Source organism: Chryseobacterium amylolyticum, assembly GCF_051011775.1.
GTDB lineage: Bacteria > Bacteroidota > Bacteroidia > Flavobacteriales > Weeksellaceae > Chryseobacterium.
This window is the reverse complement of record NZ_JBPCHX010000003.1, coordinates 675,027-697,035: the sequence shown is the minus strand read 5'-3', so window position 1 is coordinate 697,035 and position 22,009 is coordinate 675,027. Positions and strand designations below refer to the sequence as shown.

Genomic DNA, 22,009 nt, shown 5'->3' with positions numbered 1-22,009 from the left:
ATGCCACAGGAAATGGCTGAAAAGAACTTCAGTAAGTTATCTGTCCAAAATTATTTTGGTAGAACGTAGCACCTTCTTTACTTGCGCAAAGGGTTGCTAAGGTTTCACAGGGTCTAATCCCTCAACCTTTCTTGATAACATTTTCAATATTTGAATGAACGAATGGTGCAAAGGTAGTTCTTTTCTTTTAATTTCAAAAAAAAATTATTTTAATATTTAAAAAAGCCCTTAAATACAAGCATTTCAACGCCATATTAATAATTATTCAGATGAAAAAAATTGGAATTACTTCTCAAAAAAACTAACTTCGTATGGAAAAATGATGACATATGACCGCCGAAAAAGAAAGATTACAAGATACCAAATGGAAAAACTGGGGACCTTATGTAAGCAACCGGCAGTGGGGAAATGTACGCGAAGATTATAGCCCGAACGGGAATGCCTGGAATTTTACCAATCATAATAATGCAGAAAGCTATGCCTACCGCTGGGGTGAAGAAGGGATAGCCGGAATTTCTGATGTAAAGCAGCTTTTATGCTTTGCTTTTTCATTCTGGAACAAAAAAGATAAAATGGTAAAAGAAAGGTTCTTCGGATTGAGCAACCCTCAGGGAAATCATGGAGAAGACATTAAAGAAATCTTTTATTATCTGGATAATACACCTACTCACAGCTATATGAAGATGGTGTATAAATATCCGATCAATGAGTTTCCGTATGATGATATTCTTATTGAGAATGGAAAGCGCAGTAAAAAAGAACCGGAATATGAGCTTTTCGATACCGGGATTTTTGATAATGATGAGTATTTCGATATTTTTATTGAATACTGTAAAGCTGATCACAATGATATTCTGACCAGAGTGACAGTCTGCAACCGAAGCCAGCATGAAGCTCCTATTGTGGTGGCACCAACTGCATGGTTCAGAAACAATTGGAAATGGGGATATAATACCTACAAGGCAGAGCTGAGTGCTTCTCAGGATGGAAGTATTACCATTGGCCACGACAGTATTTCAATTAAAAAACTGTATTCCAGAAATACAAATGCACAAAGTGTATTCTGTGAAAACGAAACAAATACTCCAAAACTTTACGGTACTCCTAAAACAGATAATTCTTATTTTAAAGACGGAATCAATGATTTTATAATTCACGGACGAGACACTGTAAATCCTGAAAAAAGAGGAACCAAAGCATCTTTTCTCATTGATGAAGTTGTGGCTGCAGGTGAATCAAAAGTTTTTGAATTCAGGTTATGTCCTGAAGAAAACGATGAACCTTTTGAAAAATTTGATGAAATTTTCAATACCCGAAAGGCTGAAGCTGAAGAGTTTTATCAGGAGATTCAGAGCGATACCGTGAATGAAGATGAAAGAAATGTGCAGCGACAGGCATTTGCCGGACTTCTCTGGAACAAACAGTTCTATCATTATAATATCGGGAAATGGCTGAAAGGTGATCCGAACTTTGAAGCGCCAAGAAACTTTAGTGAATATGTAAGAAATACGGAATGGAATCATCTTCATAATAAAGATATTATTTCTATGCCTGATAAATGGGAATATCCGTGGTATGCCACATGGGATCTGGCATTTCACTGCGTCCCTTTTTCCATCATTGATGCGGAGTTTGCCAAAGGGCAGCTGTTATTACTTACGAAAGAATGGTACATGCACCCTAACGGACAGCTTCCCGCTTATGAGTGGAATATGAGTGATGTGAATCCGCCTGTGCATGCATGGTCATGCTTCCGTGTTTTTAAGATTGATGAAAAGAACAACGGAAAACCGGATTTATTATTCTTAGAGAAAGTTTTCCAGAAGCTGCTCCTTAATTTTACATGGTGGGTGAACCGAAAGGATAAAAACGGGAAAAATATTTTCGGAGGCGGTTTCCTTGGTCTTGATAATATCGGGGCTTTTGACCGCAATATGGTTTTAAAAGACGGCCAGCATCTTGAACAGGCAGACGGAACCAGCTGGATGGCCATGTATGCATTGAATATGATGCGTATTGCGATGGAACTTGCCCAGTATTACCAGGTGTATGAGGATATGGCCATCAAGTTTTTTGAACATTATCTTTACATCGCTGAAGCGATGGAAAATCTGGGTGAAGGAACGAAAGGTCTGTGGAATGAGGAAGACGGATTTTTTTATGATGTATTGCAGCTTGGAAACGGAGACAGTGTTTCTTTAAGATTAAGAAGTATTGTTGGCTTAATCCCCATGTTTGCTGTTGAGATTGTAGACCACCGTCTACTGGAAAAGATGCCGAATTTCAGAAGCAGAATGGAATGGATCTTAAAAAATAAGCCGGAGCTTACCAAACTCGTTTCTCACTGGGATGAAGAAGGACATGGGAGAAAACACCTTATGAGTATTCTCCGCAAAAACAGACTTACCAAAGTTCTGACCAGAATGCTTGATGAAAAAGAATTTTTAAGTACCTACGGAATCCGGGCCATGTCTAAGGTATACGAAGAAAATCCGTTTGTATTTTCTGTGCATGGAACGGAAAATATGGTCTATTATACCCCGGCAGAAAGTGACAGCCGTATGTTTGGCGGAAACAGTAACTGGCGTGGCCCCATCTGGTTCCCTATCAACTTCCTGATTGTGGAAAGTCTGCAGCGATTCCATTATTATTATGGAAACAGTCTGAAAGTAGAGCTTCCAACAGGTAGCGGAGATAAGAGAAATCTTGATGAAGTAGCTCAAAACATCAGCAAAAGACTTTGTTCTATATTTTTAAAGGATGAAAATGGAAAAAGAGCGTTCAATGGAGATAATCCAAAATTCAATTATGATGAACATTTCAGAGATTATATTACATTCTTTGAATATTTCCACGGAGATAACGGCCGGGGCGTAGGAGCTTCCCACCAAACAGGATGGACTGCCACTGTTGCGAAACTGATAAAACCAAGACTTACCTTTTAATAAGCAATGAATAATAGGTAATGAGTAAATAAAAAGCCGGATGAATCATCCGGCTTTTTATTTTTAGGTAAAAAATTATATTTTTTCTCCGTTCACATAAACTTCGTATCCTATTTCTACATTCGGTTCTAGAGTTTTTGATACTGAACAGTATTTTTCAAAAGAAAGTTCTGCAGCTTTTAATGCTTTTTTAGGATCAATTTCTCCTTCTAAAAGGAATTTAACGTTAATTGATTTAAACGGTTTTGCATCTTCTACCTGTACTCTTTCTCCTTCTACTTCTGCCTGAAAACTTTTGATTTCCTGGCGCTGCTTCTTTAAAATAGAAACTACATCAATTCCGCTGCATCCTGCTACTGCCATCAGCACACTTTCCATTGGGGAAACACCTTTTGCTCCCGGCTGGGAAGTATTATCCAAAAGAATAGAATTTCCCTGAGCATTGGTACATTCAAATAAAAAATCGTCGTTTATTCTGTTAAGTGTAATTTTCATTTTGTATTGCTTATTGCTTCTGCAAAGTTATAAAATTCCTCTCGCTTTTATCTCCAGATATTTATTGATAACATCGATATTCAAATTTTCCGGAAGCGTATAGACGGTATAAATTCCATATTTGCGGAGTTCCTGGATGATCAGTTTCTTTTCAAACTCAAATTTTTCAGCAATGATTTCGTCATAGATTTCCTGCATATTTTCCGGATTTTTGTTGATCAGGGTCTGCAGTTCAGAATTTTTGAAGAAAACAACTACCAGCAAATGGTTTTTAGCAATTCCGCGGAGATATTTCAACTGGCGGTTCAATCCATCTAACGTCTCAAAATTGGTAAAAAGCAGAATTAAGCTTCTTTGGTTGATGGAATATTTTACATCCTGATACAAACGGTTGAAATCACTTTCAAAGAAATCCGTTTTAATATTATAAAGGGCTTCAGATATTTTTTTCAACTGGCCGGACTTATTATCGGCAGCAATTTTATTTTCAGCTTTTTTGGAAAATGTCATCATTCCGGCTCTGTCTCCTTTTCTCAAAATAATATGAGACAGGGCCATGGTTGCATTAATGGAATAATCCAGCAGGCTTAATCCGTTGAAAGGCATTTTCATCGTTCTTCCTTTATCAATCAGCATAAAGATACGCTGGGATTTTTCATCCTGAAACTGGTTAACCATTAAACGATTCGTTTTCGAAGTGGCTTTCCAGTTGATAGTCCTGATATCATCTCCGGGCACATATTCTTTGATCTGCTCAAATTCCATGGTATGTCCCAGCTTTCTCACCCTCTTGATTCCGCCTAATAAAAATTCACTCTGAATGGCCATCAGCTCATATTTTCTGAGATGGATAAAGGACGGATAAGAAGGCAGCATAGCATCCTTCTGGAAAATAAATCTTTTTGAGATGAAGCCCAATGGTGATGATGCATAGACATTCAGACCTCCGAAATGATACTCTCCCCTTTCCTTAGGTTCTAATGAATACTGAAAAAAAGTATTGGCTCCTGAAGCAATCTGTTTTTCAATCAGAAAATCTCTTTTCTGAAACTGGAACGGGATTTCATCAATTATTTTTGTACTTATAGTGAAACTATAATTATTTTTGATGTCAATTTTTACAAAATTCTGATCTCCGTTGGACAGTTTTTCCGGCAAAATCCTTTGCACCTGTAAGGCATTCTTTTGATTAAAAAGCAGCAGAAAATCTACCATCGCTGCCAGAAAGCACATCAAGAGTGTAATATGGGCTACCCACATCAGCACCGGAAAGAAAAATGCCAGAACATACAGTATTCCCACTCCAACGAGCGTAAAAAAGAAACGGGTATTGATGTATAAGTTTTTCATTGGTTAGGTGGCAGGTTGCAGATGATAGGTGGCAGGTTATGAGGATTAGGTGAATTCACAATAGATCTCACAGTTGTATTATTGCAATGAGTTAATGAGTCCGTTCAACATTTTGGATATTTCTATAATCTTTTCATTTAATTTTAAATGCTCATTTTCCTTTAAAAATTTGAGATTTTTTGAAATAATTAATTGTGTTTCTACTTCTGCACAACTGCCTCTTGATATTTTTAAAAATTGCAGGTAATCAGGTTTGCTTCTCCTTGAGTTTCCCTCTGCAATATTGGAGGGTATAGAAACAGCAGCCTTTCTGATTTGTGATGTCAAGCCGTAAATCTCATCCTTAGGAAAAGCTTCTGTATTTCTGTAAATTTCAGTAACAAAATCAATAGATCTCTGCCAGACTAAAAGCTCTTTAAAATTTGCCATACATAATAATTTTGTAAATATTTAAACATTCACTCACAATCAACTGCTACCAGCTACCTACCATCTACTACCTATTGGTCTATCTAGGTATTTCTATTCCTTCTAAAATCTGACGGATAATTTCATCTGCTGTAAGACCTTCCATTTCTCTTTCAGGAGATACAATTACTCTATGTCTCAGAACAGCGTAGCATGACTCTTTGATATCCTCAGGAGTCACAAAATCTCTTCCTCTAAGGGCTGCAAATGCTTTTGAAGCTGTAAGAAGCGCCAGGGAAGCTCTCGGAGAAGCTCCAAGATATAAAAACTGGTTTTCTCTGGTGTTAATGATAATTTTAGCAATATATTCCATCAGCTGGGCTTCCACAATAATTTCTTTTACCAGATGCTGGTAATTTTTTAATTGTTCAGCCGTGATAACACGGTGTATGCCTTCTGTTTTATCTTCTTTTTTACTTTCGTGCTGATTTTTAATGATGGCAATTTCCTGCTCGAGATTAGGGTAGCCTACATTAATTTTGAACAGAAAACGGTCCAGCTGAGCTTCCGGAAGGCGGTATGTTCCTTCATGCTCAATTGGGTTTTGTGTTGCTATCACCAGAAAAGGTTCTTCCATTGTATAGCGCGTGCCATCCATTGTGATCTGTCTTTCTTCCATTACCTCAAATAATGCAGACTGGGTTTTTGCCGGCGATCTGTTGATTTCATCAATCAGGATAAAGTTGGAAAAGACAGGACCTTTTTTAAATTCAAACTCCGAGTTTTTTACATTAAATACAGATGTTCCCAGGATATCAGAAGGCATCAGGTCCGGCGTAAACTGGATTCTGCTGAAGCCTACATCGATGGTCTTAGCCAATAATTTTGCTGTAATCGTCTTGGCTACTCCCGGAACACCCTCAATCAAGACGTGCCCGTTTGAAAGTAAAGCAGCCAAAAGATGTTCAATCATCTTTTCCTGTCCTACGATTACTTTTCCGATCTCAGATTTTACTTTCTCTAAGCTTGCGCGAAGTTCAATCATATCGATTCTCGACTGAAACTGCTCTTCCTGTTTATTAAGGTCTATAGAACTTTGGTTTTCTATATTGGGGTTATCAAAGTTTTCCATAATAAGTTTTTATTTACCAATCTAGCAATGTATCAATATAACAATTATTGGGGAACTGCTATCTCGTCGTATTATTATTTTGTTATATTATCTAAATATTTCATCAAGAAGCTTATTAATTCTGGTAAGATCTTCCTTCATTACGCTGGCATAGGGATCCTGAGCTTTTTTAATAAGTATTATTGCCTCATTAATCATCTCCATGGTTTTTCCGGTTTTCAGCTGTAATTTTTTAGCAAATTCCTCATCCAGATGCTGAGTATCGATCAGCAGATCCATTCTTACTTTATTCAGAAAATACTGAGCTTTTTTCGCCATCATATCATGGAAATCACCTTCCTGAAGATAAAGATTTCCAATACTTTTTACAAAATCCAGGGAAGTATTTCTTAATGGCTCCGTTACAGGTACTATTCTCTGTTTTCTTTTGGCATTAAAGAAAATAAAAAGCACAAGCCCTCCTAAAAATACCCACCATGCATATTTTAAAGCCGGATTTGACAATACAAACCGCATAAAGAAACGTGATGTTGAGCTTTTATTTGAAACGAACCAAAGGGTTTCTCTATCCGGAAGATAGGAAAATACATCCTGTGCATATTTTGCATTTCCCGGTTTCAGCAGATAATAATTGGTCAGAAAAAGGGGTTCTGTATGAGCATAAATATACCCTTTTCCAAACTTAACCTTAATAAAGTTGGCTTGATCCGTATTCTTTTTTTCCACTGTTTTCCCAAGTACCTCTACTTTAGGTTTGATGAAGGAGAACCCTCTTCCTGATGGAAATTTATCTAATCTGATGAAATCATTCTGGAATTTTTTATCCGTAAGTTTCAGAACATTTTCCTCTTCGAAAGAGATTTCCGAATCATAATATCCGATACTATCCGAAACTTCTTTCGGCATTCGGGTTACCATCAGAAAGGCATCTGAACCTTCGGATACCTGGGTCAGGATTTTTTTCCACGATTCACCATCAAGGTTGTTTTCAATAACAATAATATTGTGAGCGTCTTTTTTATGCTGGCTGTAATATTCATAAGGAGCCTGTTCTACCTTTTTCAGATTGTTCTTAAAAAGATGTTTGGCTTCATTATTAAAAACAAACAGTCCGAACGGTGACTTTTCATTGATATCGAAGTTTTTCCGCCAGTCTGTCGTTTCTTTTTTGTTAACTTCAAGCAATGCCAGAATAATCATCACAATGATGAAAATTGCAGCATATGTTTTGAAAGTTTTATTCATGGTTACTGTTGTTATGGTTTAAATGCCTGATACTGGTTTTTAAATTTCTGATAGCTCTCTTCTTCAATACTGAATTCGCCATACCAGACATAATCAAAGATATAAGAGAGGTTTGAAAAATCGTTTTTCAGATGGGGAGTTTTTAACTCTGCAGAATAATCCTTATTTGTTTTTTCAGGATTCCAGCTGATCAGTTTTTTGTCACTCAGCTTTTTAAGGATAAACAGGAAGTGATAACGTATTGCAGAACGGTAATCTCCTGACAGCTCAAATTGGGCAATACTTTCGGGGAAATTGATCTCGTGGATATTCTCATGGAGTTCCTGCACATTGATATCCAGTTTTTTATTCTTTTTACCGAAAATAAAATTCCCGTCTTTTCCCATGATGTATTTAATGATGAAATACAACAGGAAACCTACCAGAATAATTGCAAAAAGGCGGATAAGAACAGTGGTGAATTCTGCAGACTTAGTCATAGCTGTTTCACCAAAAATCCCCCGTATAATCTGGTTGATTTTTCTCATCAGTTTTTGAAAGAAAGATTCTCTCGGTTTTGACACCGAATAATCGAACTCATTTCCTTTATATCTTGAGGATATATTTTCTTTAAATGTTTTCGGATAAACCCTATTCTCCGATACCGGATTTTTCATCAATACAGAGTCTGCACGCAGCATATTTCTGTAATGCCCTGTTGTATATAATGAATCTGCCAGATCATCAGAAGCGGGAGTATCGTCCTGTGCATGAACCAGCCCGGAAGAGAAGAAAAGCAGTAAGAAAAAAAGAATTCTATTCATTGATTCCGATAGTGTCTATTTCCGCAAGTTCTACCTTTTGATGCAGATCTGTTCTGCTGTCATAATACATTAATCCCGCATTAACATACATCAGGTTTGAAAGGAAAAACGAAAGCAGCATTGAAATTCCGTATAATACAAAAAACAAGATGCCTGCAGTTCCCGTAAAAGGATTCTGTTCAAAATTTCCATCCGGCGCAGTGGTAAGAAGGGATCCGTAGAAAAACATCATCGGAATGAATGTAAAAATTGACGTGATCATGTAAATAATAATGAACATGACAAATGCAGCTCCCCAATATTTCCAGTAGGGAGATTTTTCACTGCCATTCGGGTAAGAAAACTGCGATCTTAAAGCATAGCTTAAGCTTCCCCAAAAACCCCTGTCCGAATTAAAGTAATCATACATCAGAAATGTAGTGAAATTAAATATCGTGGGATAAAGAAGCAGTATCAAAAAAAAGCCGATTATAATAAAAATGAGGATATAAGAAAAGCCTAACACAAATAAAATCGCCGGTGTGACGATAAAGATCATCCCAAGGCATAATTTAGCTATTCTCCCTGCATTGTTTTTAAAATCACTCAGAATTTCATCTGCCTTGATCTTTTCCGCGCCCTGTGCAATTCTCTTTAAATAAAAAACCGGATACAGGTAGTTTACGATCATTAAAACCATGAAAAGCAGAAAAGTCAGTAATCCGACGGTAATCAGCATTCCGGAATTTTCTGAAAAATACTGTTCAAAATAATAGGTTTCACCGCCCAGATTGGATCCGAATATCTGGGAAAAAAGCTCTTTGTATCCGAAAACCACAACAGTGACCATTAAGATCAAAAGCAAACCATTGATCAGGATGTAGTTTTTAAAGTAATTCTTACCGTATAATTTGAAAAAATTGAAGCTATCACTTATAAAAGTTCCAAAATCCCTTTTTTTATAAAATTGTATCATTGATCAGTTTATTAGTTTTTTTGTAAACAACAGACGGATACACAAAATAGTAATATCCAATAATTGCCAGTGAGCCAAAAATAATGATAAGGTTCAGAATTAAAGGCATCTTCAATGCGTGTCTGGTGACATAACCTTCTATAATTCCTGCACAGATAGTGAAAGGAACCGTACTTAAAAATATTTTAAATGAATCTTTAAATCCTTTTTTAAAAGAATTAAACCTTGAAAAGGTTCTCGGAAATAAAATAGAGGCTCCCAGGATCAATCCGCACATGGCTTCCACCACCATAGCAAAAATTTCAAAAACCCCGTGAAGCCATATTCCTCTTGCACTGTCTTTCAATGCTCCATAATCATAGAAAAAATATTGAAAAGCTCCCAGCATGACACTATTTGACAGCAATGCATATAATGTTCCTACTCCACCGGCAATTCCGTAAATATATAATTTTGCACCCACCTGAATATTATTAAATATAATCCCGATGGTACTTCCCCAGGTACTTCCATTCTGATAGACTCCTACAGCATTATTACTCTTAATATTTTCAATGGTTTCATTCACATATCCTTCGCCCAGAATGATATTGACAAAGTCTTTATCATAAACTGCAGAAAGGACACCAATTAAAGTAAATAATATGAAAAAGAGAAAAGCATACATAAGATATCTCCGGTAATGGTATATCAGCAGCGGAACTTCAGTTTTGAAAAAGTAAACCAGCCTGTTCTCCTCTACCCTTTTGGTTTTATAAATCTTCTGAAAAATCTGGGCAGACAGATGGTTCAGATACACTGTCGTGTTGCTTTTGGGATAATAGGTCTGGGCAAAAGAAAGATCATTGATCAGATTTATGTACAGCGAAGACAGGTCATCAGGATTTTTTTTAATTTTCCCTTGAATAACCTGTTCTATTCCCAACCATTTTTCTTTATTTTGTTTAATGAAATAAACTTCTCTCATAATTGTTAAGGCTAAAATAATAAAAAATATGTCTCAAATCGCGATAAATACCTCACAAAATGTAAATATTAATTTTAATATTGCAGGTGTAGGAGAAAGGATGCTCGCCTTCATTATTGATCTTCTGATCAGAATTGCTTATGTAATGATCGTCCTGTATCTGTTCTTCAGCATTTTTGATCTGGGGTATTTATTAGATGGCCTTGATGAGTGGTCTGTAAGAGCCGTATATCTTATTCTTACATTTCCTATCTACATTTATCCTCTTGTCCTGGAAAGTCTTATGGAAGGCCAGACTCCCGGCAAAAAGCTCATGAAAATCAAAGTAGTGAAGATTGACGGTTATCAGGCAAGTTTTGCGGATTACATGATCCGCTGGATATTCAGGATTGTTGATGTTTCCTTTGCTGGAGTAATAGGACTTATTTCTATGATTGTTTCTAAAAACAACCAGCGTTTAGGGGACATTGCTTCCGGAACAGCTGTTATTTCTCTAAAAAACAACATTAATATCTCTCATACCATTTTAGAAAATATCCACCAAGATTACATTCCTTCCTTCCCACAGGTGATTGCCCTGAGTGATAATGATATGAGAATCATCAAAGATAATTACACCAAAGCCTTGAAAGCAGATGACCGCCAGATCATCAGTAAACTGTCTGATAAAATCAAAAGTATTCTGAAGCTGGAAATAGATCCTACAAAAATGACGGAAAGACAGTTTATTAACGTAATCATCAAAGATTACAACTACTATACAGGGAAAGACAGTTAGCAGGCCAATAGCCCGTTTTGCTTCGCGAGTGAATGGCCAATTGAAAAATGTTGAAAATTCACAGCAGAGCTTATTGCTTATGCAAAGGTCGGTTCAATTTTTGTATATTTAATCAGAAAGTTCAGAATCATGAAATTTGTAAACAATAAATCCGGAAACGGCGGAGTTCTTACTTTAAATAATGAAATAAAAGAAGTCGGCAGACTTACCTATACTATTTTCCCTGAAGACCACAAACTGATTATCTCTTTTGTATTGGTACATCCGGAATTTGAAGGCAGGGGAATGGGGAAATTTTTAGTGGAAGAAGCTATAAGATTTGCCAGAGAAAACAATTGGAAAGTATACCCGCATTGTTCCTATGCAAGATCTGTGATGATGAGAATGAGTGATGTGGACGATATATTTTTAAAGAATTAAAACTTCATTGACCAGGATATCTTCAATATCATCAGGATAATCCACTTTAAGATGATGATCAGATGCTACCCATTCCATAATCTCGTGAAGATTTAAAACCTTGGAATTGGGGATACCCATTTGGTCTAAGGCACATGCATTACATTCCTGTTCATATTGATTATGAATAGGAATTACAAACAATTTTTTATCCATAAACAATGCTTCTGCAGGTGTCTCGAAACCTGCATTACACAAAATTCCGTCGCAGCCTTCAAAATATTTCAGATACTGCATTTCATCAATTGGAAATACCTCCACATTTTTTACTTTAACCTGTACTGTGCTGTATTTTGAAAAGACTTTCCATTCTACAGGAATTTTTCTTAAAACCCTGATAATATTTTCATCTGCAAAGCTGGGAAGATAGACAAGATAATATCCCTGTTTATAAGGATTAAGATTTCTGATTTTTCTTCTGATCACAGGCTTTTTGATCTGAGGATGGTAATTCTCAAAATGAAAGCCTATTTTCCTTTCACTGGGAACATAATATTTTAAAATCATTTCTCCCAGAAAGTCTTTTTTTGGGGGTTTTGGTGTTTCCGGAAAACTCATGGAAGCCTGATGGCTGAGTTCTATCATAGGAAGTTTTTTCAGCTTGGAAGCCCACCCTGTTAAAGGTTCATAATCATTGATGATTAAATCATATTGTGAAAGTTCCAATTCTCTGATTGTTTTCGCAGCTTCAATAAATTTATTCTCTGTAAACGTTTTCCGGTAGGATAAGCCGCCTGTTTTATTATAGAGAAGGGAAATACCTCTGTATTGGAAGTTAATATCGAAATCAGCTTTTAACTGCGATTGGTGCCCACTGATCAAGGTATCAACCGATGCATATTTTTTGAGAAGAGGAATTATTTCCTGCGCTCTGGCTACATGCCCGTTTCCGGTACCCTGGAATGCATACAAAATCTTCATCTAAGAGAAATTCGTTACGATTTTTAAAAGGGCAGAATTATCCATTTCAGGAATTTCTTCCGCTTCATCATCTTTCAGCAAATGTTTATGCTCGTCATAATAAAAAATCTTCCATTCTTTATCATGGTATTCCAAAGCAGAGAGATTTTCAATCCAGTCACCTGAATTCAGATAAGTACATGAGCCTTTTTTAGTAACAACTTCCCGGATCTGCGGCTGATGAATATGTCCGCATACAACATAGTCATAATGATTATCAATAGCCAGTTCGGAAGCTGTGAGTTCAAAATCGCCGATGTATTTTACTGCTTTTTTCACATTGTTCTTGATCTTTTTAGAAAATGAGTACTTCTCCTTCCCCATTTTCTCTAAGAACCAATTTACAACATTATTGATAATAATTAATAGATCATAGCCTTTACCGCCAAGTTTGGCGATCCACTTTGAATGCTGGACTGATGCATCGAAAACATCACCGTGAAAAATCCAGGTTTTTTTCTGATCAATATTCAGACAGATTTTGTTACAGACTTTAAGCTTTCCCAGTTCAAAATCTGTGAACTTACGGAACATCTCATCATGATTGCCTGTAATGTAATAGACATCTGTGTTTTTGGTAGCTAATGAAAGTATCTTCCTGATTACTTTCAAATGAGGTTTAGGGAAGTAAGACTTTTTAAACTGCCAGATATCAATAATATCACCGTTTAAAACTAAAGTTTTAGGCTGTATAGAATTGAGGTATCTCAACAGTTCTTTAGCCTTACATCCATAAGTTCCCAAATGAACATCCGATATAACAACTAATTCAACGTTTCTTTTCATAGTTTTATACAAAGAAACTAATTGAAAGTTAACTATATATGAATGCTATATTATTTTTTATAAAGAGTTCATCAGCTCTTCAGTGATTTCCATGTTGTGGTAAACGTTTTGCACGTCATCATCCTCTTCGAAACGCTCAAGCATTTTCATATTCGCTTTGAACTGTTCGGCATTCACTTCTTTGGTATTATTTGGAATTCTCTGTAATTCTGCGCTTTTTGCTTCAATGCCAAGCTCATCCAGTTTATGAGACAGAGAGCCGAAATCTTCAAAAGCTGTTGTAATCATTACTTCTTCTTCGTCTTTTTCTACATCTTCTGCACCTCCGTCAATCATTTCCATTTCAAAATCATCCCAATCCATTTTGATCTGTGCAAGATCGATTGTGAAAATTCCTTTTCTATCGAAGATAAATGCCAGCTCACCATTTTTTCCAAGGTTACCATCAAACTTATTGAAAACCGCTCTTACGTTCGCTACAGTTCTTGTTGTATTGTTTGTAGTACATTCTACAAAAAAAGCGACACCACCCTGTCCGTAACCTTCATAAGTGATTTCTTCATAGTTTTCCGCATCTGCCCCACTTGCTTTCTTAATTGCTCTTTCTACGTTATCCTTAGGCATATTGGCACCTTTTGCATTCTGGATGCATCTTCTCAATGCCGGATTGGATTCAGGATCAGGTCCCCCAGCCTTTACAGCCAGTGCAATATCCTTTCCTATTTTAGAGAATGTTTTGGCCATTTTATCCCATCTGGCCATTTTAGAAGCTTTTCTATATTCAAATGCTCTTCCCATTTTAATTTTTTAATTTACAGCAAAATTACTTAAAAGTCAACAAAAAAAAAATACCTCCAAAAAATTGGAGGTATTCATTATTTAGAAAAATTAATTATTTTTTCTTTTTAGCAGCAGCTTTTTTCTTAGCTGGAGCTTTTTTAGCTTTTTTCACTACAGTCTTCTTCTCTACAACATCTAGATCAGATTTCTTAAGTGCATCCCAAGCAGCGCCGTTTACAGCTTCAACAACTACTTTTCTGTCAACCATTCTTTCTGCATCAGAAGCTTTTTCAGAAACAGTAGCGTCTCTTTCTCCAACTCCTACAGATTTTAGTTGAGTTCCACTAACTCCTCTAGATTCTAGTGCACCTACTACTGCAGCAGCTCTTTGTCTAGAAAGTTTCAAGTTGTAAGCATCAGCACCTTTCTTATCTGTGTGACCAGTTACTAAGAAAGTACCATCGTTAGATTGCTTAATGATTGTAGCAGCTTGATCTAGTTTAGTGCTAGATTCAGGTCTGATTGTAGCCTTATTGAAATCAAATAAGATATCTTTAAGAGCACCTGTAGCTTCTTGAGCAATCACTTCTTTTGGTTTAGGACATCCGTTGTATTCTGGAAGACCTGGAACAGTAGGACAAGCATCATCTTTATCTAGGATACCGTCACCATCTGTATCTGGCCAAGGACAACCGTTGTTTTCAGCAGGACCTGCTACTGTAGGACAAGCGTCATCTTTGTCGATTACACCGTCACCGTCTGTATCTGGCCAAGGGCATCCGTTGTTTTCAACCGGACCAGCCACTTCTGGACATTGATCATCTTTATCTGGAACTCCGTCACCGTCAGTATCAGGACATCCTTGGAATTCTGGTAAACCTGGAGTATCTGGACAAAGGTCATCTTTATCTAGGATACCATCCTTATCTCTATCTCTGTTTCCGAATCTGAATAAGATGGAAGCAGAAGCTTGCCAGAAGTTAGCAACAGTAGATTTGTCACCTGGAGTTGATACATAATCTCCCTGAACACCAAGACCGAAGTTCTTAGTTACCCAGAAGTTAGCACCAGCACCTGTAGCTACAGTAAAGTGATTAGCTTTACCGTTTTCGTTACCATCCTTACCGTTAGTTACAGTTTCGATTGCGTTACCGTTAGCATCAACAGATGTTCTAGGGAAAGTAAGAGCTGTATAATCATGTCTTAAGTAGTTAGCACCAACTCTTAAATATGGATCAAACCAAGATTCTTCGTTCCATAAAAGACCTGCAGCGTGAGCCTGGAAACCAAGACCTGTCATTAGGAAAAATTCTTTCCCCATGTTGAATCTTTTGTTTTCAACATTTCCAACAGAAGTTTGCCAGTCAATTACTAAACCTTTACCAACGTTTCTAGCAACTGTTAACTTAGATAGTGGAGGTGTAATAGAGAAGTTGTTCACATTGAACATACTCTTTGTCAAATTGTTAGCAGAGAACGTATTACTGAAGCTTGTACGTGCTGCTACGTGGTTTTCAGCGTGAGCACCAACTCCGATTAACCACGGATTGTTGGTAGTCTGCGCGAAAACAGTAGAGGCAACAGTAAGCGCCAATGCTGAAATTCCTAATTTTAGATTTTTCATAGAATTAAATGATTAAATAATTGATAATGCAAAATAAATATAATTTTTCTTTATATACAAAGTTTTTCAAATGATTTTTAACTTTTCTTTAATATTCTGTCCAGGTTCCGTTTATTTTCTCTATCTTTTATCGCCTCTCTTTTATCGAAAAGCTTTTTCCCTCTACCCAGCGCTATCAGCACCTTTGCTTTACCTCGGTCAGTGATATATAATTTTAAAGGTATGATAGTGTTCCCGGCATCCTTTAACTTTTTTTCAAGTTTTTGTAATTCTTTTTTGTGCAAGAGCAATTTCCGTTCCCTTTTTGTTTTATGGTTGTAAAAAGTTCCTAATTTATACTCATCAATCATCATGTTGATGATGTACAACTCCCCATCAATAAACTGACAGAACGATTCTGTGATAGATGCTTTGGATGAGCGTAAAGATTTTATTTCTGTACCCGTTAAAACCATTCCGGCTTCGTATTCTTCCAGAATTTCATATTCAAAACGGGCTCTTCTGTTTAATATATTAACTGTTTTCTCAATCTTCATCATTTTAAAATTTCGTTAATGAAATGTATAAAAAATACCGTACATTTAAAAACTTGACTATTATATTATTACAAAATACCCAAATTCTTTTCGTATTTTTGCGCCAAATTTACAAAACTATATGTTAACAGTATCTAACTTATCTTTACAATTCGGGAAAAGAGTTCTTTTTGACGAGGTAAATATTATGTTTACCAAAGGAAACTGCTACGGGATCATCGGAGCAAACGGTGCGGGAAAGTCTACATTCCTGAAAATACTAACAGGAAAGCAGGATCCTACAACAGGGCACGTATCTCTGGAACCAGGGAAAAGAATGTCAGTTTTGGAACAGGATCACTTTGCTTATGACCAGTTTACTGTTCTTGAAGCAGTTTTAAGAGGTAATAAGAAATTATTTGAGATAAAAGAGGAAATGGATGCGCTGTACGCAAAAGAAGATTTCTCTGACGAAGACGGTATCAAAGCCGGCGAACTGGGTGTAATTTATGATGAAATGGGTGGATGGACTGCAGAATCTGATGCGCAAACCATGCTTTCTAACGTAGGAATCACTGAGGACATGCACTGGCAGCTAATGGGTGAACTTGAAAACAAAGACAAAGTAAAGGTTCTTTTGGCTCAGGCACTTTTCGGTAATCCTGATGTATTGATTCTGGATGAGCCTACCAACGACCTTGACATTGATACCATCTCATGGCTGGAAGACTTCCTTGCTGATTACGAAAACACCGTAATCGTTGTATCTCACGACCGTCACTTCCTGGACACTGTCTGTACACACATCGGTGACCTTGATTATTCTAAACTTAACCTTTATACAGGTAACTATTCTTTCTGGTATCAGGCATCCCAGCTGGCAACCAAACAGAGAGCCCAGGCAAACAAAAAGGCTGAAGAGAAGAAGAAAGAACTTCAGGACTTCATCGCAAGATTCAGTTCTAACGTAGCGAAAGCGAAACAGGCTACTGCAAGAAAGAAAATGATCGATAAATTAAATATCGATGATATCAAGCCAACATCAAGAAGATATCCTGCAATCATTTTTGAAATGGAGAGAGAAGCAGGAGATCAGATCCTTGACGTAAAAGGTCTTGAGAAAACAAAAGACGGGGAATTATTATTCTCTAACATTGATTTAAACCTTAAAAAAGGAGATAAAGTAGCTGTACTTTCTAAAAACTCCTTGGCAATCACAGAATTTTTCGAAATTCTTGCCGGAAATGTTGAAGCAGATAAAGGAACAGTTGCATGGGGAGTTACAACTACCCAATCTCATATGCCGCTAGACAATACGAACTTCTTCCAGGAAGACCTGAGTCTGGTTGACTGGCTGAGACAATTTACAAAGAACGATGAGGAACGTCATGAGGAATTCGTAAGAGGATTCTTAGGCAGAATGTTATTCTCCGGTGATGAAGCTTTGAAATCTTGTAAGGTACTTTCAGGGGGTGAAAAAATGAGATGTATGTTCAGCAGAATGATGCTTCAGAAAGCGAACGTTCTTTTACTGGACGAACCTACCAACCACTTAGACCTTGAGAGTATTACAACCCTGAACAACTCTTTGTCTAATTTCAAAGGGAACATCCTGTTGTCGTCTCATGACCACGAAATGCTTTCAACAGTCTGTAACAGAATCATTGAACTGACTCCTAACGGAATCATTGACAGAGAAATGAATTATGACGAGTATCTTGCTGATAAAAAGGTAAAAGAATTAAGAGAGAAAATGTATTCTTAATTTTTTAAAAACATCAGATAAAAATCAAAGGCTGTCCTGAAAGACAGCCTTTCTTTATATAATCATATCTGTTTTATAAGCAACGAATGGTACCGCCATCAACCCTAATGACAGAACCACTGATATAATCAGCAAAGGGGCTGCAAAGATAGGCCACAGCTCCTGCAATTTCTTCAGGCTCCCCGAATCTGCCCGTATCATTAGGAATAAGTTCCTGTACAGCCTTGTATCTGATTTCCTCCGGATCGGTACCCCAGTTAAACTTCGGGGCTGCATTCGTAAGCCACTCTTCAACCATTGGATTCATAATTGCTCCCGGCGAAACCACATTCGAGGTGATTCCCGTATCTTTAACTGATCTGGCAAGAGAAACTGACATATTGTGACGTGCCGCCAAAGTCGCATTATAATGTGGCTGCTCTTTTATGGGCTGTATACCAAGTCCTCCACCGATATGTATTACCCTTCCCCAGCCTAATTTTTTCATTTGAGGAACAATACGTTGAATCATCCGGACATAGGAAACTACATTAGTATTGTAAATATCCAGCCAATCGTCGGCTCCTGCTTCTCCCCATGATTTGTGAGAAGTTGCGCCTGCATTATTAACGAGAATATCAATCTGTCCGGATTTCAAAGCTACAGATGCAACCTGATCCGCACCTTCATCCGCTGAAAGATCACCTACGGCAACTTCTGCAATGCCTCCTTTCTCCAATATAGAATGCATTACTTTTTCTGCACGTTCTTTATCTCTGCCATGAATAATTACAGAAGCTCCTTCATCTGCCAGCATTTTTGCAATTGCTTCACCCAAACCTGAGCTTGAGCCGGTAACGAGAGCCTTTTTTCCTTTTAATTGTAAATCCATTTTGAACTAGTTTTAATTACTTATTTAATTTTTACTGAAAGCTTATGCAAAAAGCTATTTTTACTTTATTCAGTATTTTTGATAAAGCAAAATTACACAGCACATCATGATCTGGTTTTGTTGGAAAGCTCAAATCGTTTTGTTGAAAAGCCCATTCATGGTGGAAATTATTGAAAAGAGATCAGGAAAGTTGAGTTCATAATCCAACTTGATAGTATTGCAGAGCCTTTTTTTTAACATTTACAAAGTCAAAACTTCGTTCCGGTTCTGTTCGGAATGCTATTTTTTTTCCTTATTTTTGTGAAATGAGTCAAAAATGGATTTACAAGCCTGAACCCGATGAGGAAGTTGTGGACAGACTAAGTTCGTCACTTGGTTTTGGTACTTTTGAATCTAAAATCCTCGTTCTAAGGGGAATTGACAATTATCAAAAGGCCAGAGAATTCTTCAAACCGAACCTTAACGATATCCACAACCCGTTTTTAATGGCAGATATGCAAAAAGCTGTAGAGCGTATCGCCACCGCTATTGAAAATGGTGAAAAAATACTGGTATATGGTGACTATGATGTGGATGGAACCACAGCCGTTGCCCTGATGTACCTTTATCTCAGCAAAATTGTTGAGAAAAAATACCTGGACTACTACATTCCGGACAGGAATTCTGAAGGCTACGGAATTTCTACAGAAGGAATTGATTTTGCCAAAGAAAATGGCTTTTCATTAATCATTGCTCTTGACTGTGGAATCAAGGCACTCGATATGATCAATTATGCCACTAATCTTGGTATCGATTTTATTATCTGTGATCACCACCTTCCTGGCGAAGAGATTCCTAATGCTGCAGCTGTACTTGACCCTAAAAGAAGCGACTGCCGTTATCCTTTCAAGGAACTTTCAGGATGCGGGGTTGGTTTTAAGCTTTGCCAGGGACTTAACACCATTTATAAATTACCGGAAGCTGAGCTATTTGAGCTTACAGATCTTCTGGCGATCTCCATTGCAGCAGATATTGTTTCCATGACAGGAGAAAACAGAGTCCTGGCTAAAATGGGATTAAAAACCCTAAGGAAAACCAGAAATCTTGGTTTAAGATTATTAATTCCTGAGGACAAGCTTTCTCATTTTGAAATTTCCAATATCGTTTTTGAAATAGCCCCTAAAATTAATGCTGCCGGAAGAATTTCCCATGGTAAAGCAGCTGTGGAGCTTATGGTTTCTGACAATCTGAAACATGCCAACCAGATAGTCAATGACATCATGAACCTCAACGATGAAAGGCGCGAACTGGATATGAATTCCACCCTTTCTGCCCTGAATCAGATTATAGAATCCCAGCAGGAAACCAAGCATACGACTATCGTGTATCATCCTGAATGGAATAAAGGAGTAATCGGTATTGTAGCCTCAAGGCTTATTGAAACGTATTATAAACCGACACTTGTATTTACCGATGGTAATAATGGTGAAATGGTAGCTTCTGCAAGATCTGTTTCAGATTTTGATGTACATGAAGCTCTTGATATGTGTTCTGAATATTTCCTTAAATTCGGGGGCCATCATGCTGCTGCCGGACTTTCAATGGAGAAAGACAAGTTTGATGCTTTCAAGGAAAAATTTGAAAGAATTGTTTCTGAAAAAATCCAGGAACATCAGAAAGAACCTTCGATTACCATCGACACGGAAATTAAAATTGATGAGATCAACAGGGAGTTTATCAATTTCCACAGAAAGCTGGCTCCTTTCGGGCCTCATAATATGAAGCCTATCTTTACATTAACCAATCAAAAACTTTCGGGATATGTAAAAACAATGGGAAAAGATAACAATCACCTTAAGTTTTATATCAGACAGGAATCTACGGGACGAAATATTGAATGTGTCGGATTTAAATTGGGGCAGTTCGTGGAAGATTTTAAAAATAAAAATTTCGATCTTGCTTTTACCCTAGAAGAAAACCACTGGAAAGGCAATGTAACCCACTATCTTAATATAAAGGATGTGAAATTCAGGGATTAACTAAGGGTTGCAGAATTTAGTTGCAGGTAAAAGCAGAACCATCATAAAATTCTGTCAGCCTAAAAAACTTGATTTTTGCTGCCTACACTAAAATACTGTCAACTGTTATCAGCTACCTACTAACAAAACATGAAAAAAATCGGTTTATTTTTCGGATCATTCAATCCAATTCATATCGGACATCTTATTCTGGCCAATTATATTCTGGAAAATTCTGATATGGATGAGCTCTGGTTTGTGGTGAGCCCGCAAAACCCGTTTAAAGACAAGAAATCTTTACTGAATGATCACAACAGACTGGATATGGTACAGCTGGCAGTAAAGAATTATCCGAATATGAGAGCTTCCAATGTGGAGTTTTCTCTTCCGAAACCAAGCTATACGATTGATACGCTCACCTATCTTCACGAAAAATACCCTGATTATTCTTTCAGCCTGATCATGGGAGAAGATAATCTTAAGGGCCTGCACAAATGGAAAAATTCTGATGTCCTGATCAAAAATCATCATATTATTGTTTATCCGAGGGTATTTGAAGGGGAGAAAAAAGATTCTGAATATTTACAGCATGAAAATATCTCCATGATCAAAGCACCGGTCATAGAACTTTCTGCCACTGAAATCCGCAATATGATTAGAGATGGTAAAAATGTAAGACCTATGCTTCCGCCCGAAGTTTTTGAATATTTGGATGGTAGCAATTTTTATAAGTAATTTTGCCAATCAGAAAAGAGAAGCATCAAGGGAGAAATATTCTTCTTTATAGCTCTTAATTTATATTTAAAGAAATGAACTTCATCGAAAAATTTTTCTCAAAATATGCTCAGGAAAAAATCATCAGATGGTTTAAACAGATCTGTCTTGCTGAAGCTGTTTCCTGCCTTTTACTCTATTGTGTTGCGATGATCTGGATCCGGTATGATGAAAATTTATATTCTATCATTTTCATCAGCGTTATTGGCAGTTTACACGGATTATTTTTTACGCTTTACCTTTTGCTCTGCCTTCCCGCAAGAAAAATTTATAACTGGGATGATGAAGATTTTGTTTTTGCCTTATTATCTGCATTTTTCCCCTTTGCAACGGTTTGGGTAGATAAAAAGCTCGCCCGATTCGACAGAGAATAAATAAAATAAAAAAGGACCTTTTCGAT

21 protein-coding genes and 1 riboswitch are annotated in these 22,009 nt (G+C 37.0%); of the genes, 7 read left to right on the top strand and 14 right to left on the bottom strand.

The annotated features are described in order from the left end of the window. Positions 1 to 33: 33 nt before the first annotated feature. Positions 34 to 141, bottom strand: a riboswitch (SAM riboswitch). Positions 142 to 329: 188 nt separating this feature from the next. Then, positions 330 to 2,945 (top strand): MGH1-like glycoside hydrolase domain-containing protein, encoded by a 2,616-nt coding sequence (locus ACR1PO_RS11905; RefSeq protein WP_433986888.1) that lies wholly within the window; start codon positions 330 to 332, stop codon positions 2,943 to 2,945. Between the two features lie 75 nt (positions 2,946 to 3,020). On the opposite strand, the gene ACR1PO_RS11900 is transcribed toward ACR1PO_RS11905, so the two are convergent. The 8 genes from ACR1PO_RS11900 to ACR1PO_RS11865 all read right to left on the bottom strand — a co-directional run bounded on the left by ACR1PO_RS11900 (position 3,021) and on the right by ACR1PO_RS11865 (position 10,300). Beyond that, positions 3,021 to 3,440 carry an OsmC family protein gene (locus ACR1PO_RS11900; protein WP_002983375.1) on the bottom strand — a complete coding sequence of 140 codons (420 nt, stop codon included), beginning with the start codon at positions 3,438 to 3,440 and terminating at the stop codon, positions 3,021 to 3,023. Between the two features lie 27 nt (positions 3,441 to 3,467). Then, positions 3,468 to 4,790: a DUF58 domain-containing protein gene (locus ACR1PO_RS11895; protein ID WP_433986887.1), complete on the bottom strand. Its 1,323-nt coding sequence runs from the start codon at positions 4,788 to 4,790 to the stop codon at positions 3,468 to 3,470. Between the two features lie 78 nt (positions 4,791 to 4,868). Next, a complete protein-coding gene (locus ACR1PO_RS11890; RefSeq protein WP_332388245.1) occupies positions 4,869 to 5,219 on the bottom strand; it encodes a four helix bundle protein in 351 nt (116 codons plus the stop codon). A 79-nt stretch (positions 5,220 to 5,298) separates the two neighbouring features. Next, a complete protein-coding gene (locus tag ACR1PO_RS11885; RefSeq protein WP_332388246.1) occupies positions 5,299 to 6,330 on the bottom strand; it encodes an AAA family ATPase in 1,032 nt (343 codons plus the stop codon). Positions 6,331 to 6,417: 87 nt separating this feature from the next. Then, positions 6,418 to 7,575 (bottom strand): DUF4350 domain-containing protein, encoded by a 1,158-nt coding sequence (locus tag ACR1PO_RS11880; protein ID WP_433986886.1) that lies wholly within the window; start codon positions 7,573 to 7,575, stop codon positions 6,418 to 6,420. An 11-nt stretch (positions 7,576 to 7,586) separates the two neighbouring features. Further along, entirely contained in the window at positions 7,587 to 8,378 is a 792-nt protein-coding gene (locus ACR1PO_RS11875) for a DUF4129 domain-containing protein (RefSeq protein WP_433986885.1), read from the bottom strand. Continuing rightward, positions 8,371 to 9,333 (bottom strand): DUF4013 domain-containing protein, encoded by a 963-nt coding sequence (locus ACR1PO_RS11870; protein WP_433986884.1) that lies wholly within the window; start codon positions 9,331 to 9,333, stop codon positions 8,371 to 8,373. Before ACR1PO_RS11870 ends, ACR1PO_RS11875 begins: the two co-directional genes overlap by 8 nt. Next, complete coding sequence (locus ACR1PO_RS11865) at positions 9,317 to 10,300, bottom strand: stage II sporulation protein M (RefSeq protein ID WP_002983361.1); 984 nt, start codon at positions 10,298 to 10,300, stop codon at positions 9,317 to 9,319. The genes ACR1PO_RS11870 and ACR1PO_RS11865 overlap by 17 nt, the downstream gene beginning before the upstream one ends. Positions 10,301 to 10,328: 28 nt before the next feature. Between ACR1PO_RS11865 and ACR1PO_RS11860 the strand changes: the two genes are divergently transcribed. Beyond that, the gene (locus tag ACR1PO_RS11860) at positions 10,329 to 11,078 is read left to right on the top strand and encodes an RDD family protein (protein WP_332388252.1); all 750 of its coding nucleotides are present in this window, start codon (positions 10,329 to 10,331) and stop codon (positions 11,076 to 11,078) included. 129 nt (positions 11,079 to 11,207) lie between these two features. After that, the gene (locus tag ACR1PO_RS11855) at positions 11,208 to 11,498 is read left to right on the top strand and encodes a GNAT family N-acetyltransferase (protein WP_332388253.1); all 291 of its coding nucleotides are present in this window, start codon (positions 11,208 to 11,210) and stop codon (positions 11,496 to 11,498) included. Here ACR1PO_RS11855 and ACR1PO_RS11850 read toward each other — a convergent pair. From ACR1PO_RS11850 to smpB, 5 genes are all read right to left on the bottom strand, one after another. Then, complete coding sequence (locus tag ACR1PO_RS11850) at positions 11,487 to 12,458, bottom strand: glycosyltransferase family protein (RefSeq protein ID WP_433986883.1); 972 nt, start codon at positions 12,456 to 12,458, stop codon at positions 11,487 to 11,489. The genes ACR1PO_RS11855 and ACR1PO_RS11850 overlap by 12 nt on opposite strands. Next, on the bottom strand, positions 12,459 to 13,283 hold the full coding sequence (locus ACR1PO_RS11845) for a UDP-2,3-diacylglucosamine diphosphatase (RefSeq protein WP_433986882.1): 825 nt from the start codon (positions 13,281 to 13,283) through the stop codon (positions 12,459 to 12,461). It lies immediately after the preceding gene. Positions 13,284 to 13,340: 57 nt separating this feature from the next. Continuing rightward, entirely contained in the window at positions 13,341 to 14,081 is a 741-nt protein-coding gene (locus tag ACR1PO_RS11840; RefSeq protein ID WP_002983354.1) for a YebC/PmpR family DNA-binding transcriptional regulator, read from the bottom strand. Between the two features lie 94 nt (positions 14,082 to 14,175). Then, positions 14,176 to 15,687 (bottom strand): OmpA family protein, encoded by a 1,512-nt coding sequence (locus ACR1PO_RS11835; RefSeq protein ID WP_433986881.1) that lies wholly within the window; start codon positions 15,685 to 15,687, stop codon positions 14,176 to 14,178. Between the two features lie 77 nt (positions 15,688 to 15,764). Then, positions 15,765 to 16,223, bottom strand: a complete 459-nt coding sequence (smpB, locus tag ACR1PO_RS11830; protein ID WP_041462062.1) for an SsrA-binding protein SmpB — start codon at positions 16,221 to 16,223, stop codon at positions 15,765 to 15,767. 121 nt (positions 16,224 to 16,344) lie between these two features. Between smpB and ACR1PO_RS11825 the strand changes: the two genes are divergently transcribed. After that, positions 16,345 to 17,967 carry an ABC-F family ATP-binding cassette domain-containing protein gene (locus ACR1PO_RS11825; RefSeq protein ID WP_002983348.1) on the top strand — a complete coding sequence of 541 codons (1,623 nt, stop codon included), beginning with the start codon at positions 16,345 to 16,347 and terminating at the stop codon, positions 17,965 to 17,967. A gap of 73 nt (positions 17,968 to 18,040) precedes the next feature. On the opposite strand, the gene ACR1PO_RS11820 is transcribed toward ACR1PO_RS11825, so the two are convergent. Further along, positions 18,041 to 18,838 carry an SDR family NAD(P)-dependent oxidoreductase gene (locus tag ACR1PO_RS11820; protein WP_433986880.1) on the bottom strand — a complete coding sequence of 266 codons (798 nt, stop codon included), beginning with the start codon at positions 18,836 to 18,838 and terminating at the stop codon, positions 18,041 to 18,043. 305 nt (positions 18,839 to 19,143) lie between these two features. Between ACR1PO_RS11820 and recJ the strand changes: the two genes are divergently transcribed. From recJ to ACR1PO_RS11805, 3 genes are all read left to right on the top strand, one after another. Then, positions 19,144 to 20,856, top strand: a complete 1,713-nt coding sequence (gene recJ, locus ACR1PO_RS11815) for a single-stranded-DNA-specific exonuclease RecJ (protein WP_433986879.1) — start codon at positions 19,144 to 19,146, stop codon at positions 20,854 to 20,856. A 129-nt stretch (positions 20,857 to 20,985) separates the two neighbouring features. Beyond that, complete coding sequence (gene nadD / locus ACR1PO_RS11810) at positions 20,986 to 21,570, top strand: nicotinate (nicotinamide) nucleotide adenylyltransferase (RefSeq protein WP_332388258.1); 585 nt, start codon at positions 20,986 to 20,988, stop codon at positions 21,568 to 21,570. A 74-nt stretch (positions 21,571 to 21,644) separates the two neighbouring features. Beyond that, on the top strand, positions 21,645 to 21,983 hold the full coding sequence (locus ACR1PO_RS11805; RefSeq protein ID WP_433986878.1) for a DUF3817 domain-containing protein: 339 nt from the start codon (positions 21,645 to 21,647) through the stop codon (positions 21,981 to 21,983). Positions 21,984 to 22,009 lie beyond the last annotated feature (26 nt).